1 protein-coding gene is annotated in these 593 nt (G+C 54.5%); it reads right to left on the reverse strand.

The features are described 5' to 3' along the window. On the reverse strand, positions 1 to 138 hold a 138-nt coding region (locus EN861_RS32960), incomplete at its 3' end, for an FAD-dependent oxidoreductase (protein WP_245512164.1). Positions 139 to 593 lie beyond the last annotated feature (455 nt).

Raw genomic sequence — 593 nt, forward strand, 5'->3', positions numbered from 1 at the left:
TATCCACCTCGCGCGGCTTTCGCCGGCGTCGACGACCATGACCCGGCGGCGAAAACGCCCGAGATATGTCGCGGCAGCCAAGCCGGCCGGACCGCCCCCGATTATGAGACAGTCGCACGCCCGGCCTGAATGGGGAATCAGACCTGCGCAAAGCCATTGGGGTCTGGTATATTAGCTAGCTAAGATATAATTACCAAATTGTTAACCAGGATTAATGCGCCTTTTCCACAGCATCGTACTATGCCTCTCAGGTTGGGTTACCTCTAAAGGACAGGGAAGCCATACGTCGGTGCCTTGGGACGGCGCATGGCCTACTCCTTGAATCTATTCCGCGTTGGTGTGCAGGCAGTCTGACACACGGTGAACGAGCGTATTGTTCATGCCTTCGACAAGCTTTGCGAGGTAGCCATGACAAGAAGGGAGAAAGCAAAGTCGACGGCCGAGAGGAGTAAGTAAGGCGATGGGACAAATTTCCGATTTTTGGAACGATGCAACAAAACCGTTACACAATGGACATCTGCCGGACGCGAATGGTCTTGGCAGGTCCGATCTCGACGAAGGACGTCCGAGCGAAGGCTTGGTTATGATTGTCG

Source organism: Mesorhizobium sp. M8A.F.Ca.ET.218.01.1.1 (assembly GCF_004791165.1).
GTDB lineage: Bacteria > Pseudomonadota > Alphaproteobacteria > Rhizobiales > Rhizobiaceae > Mesorhizobium.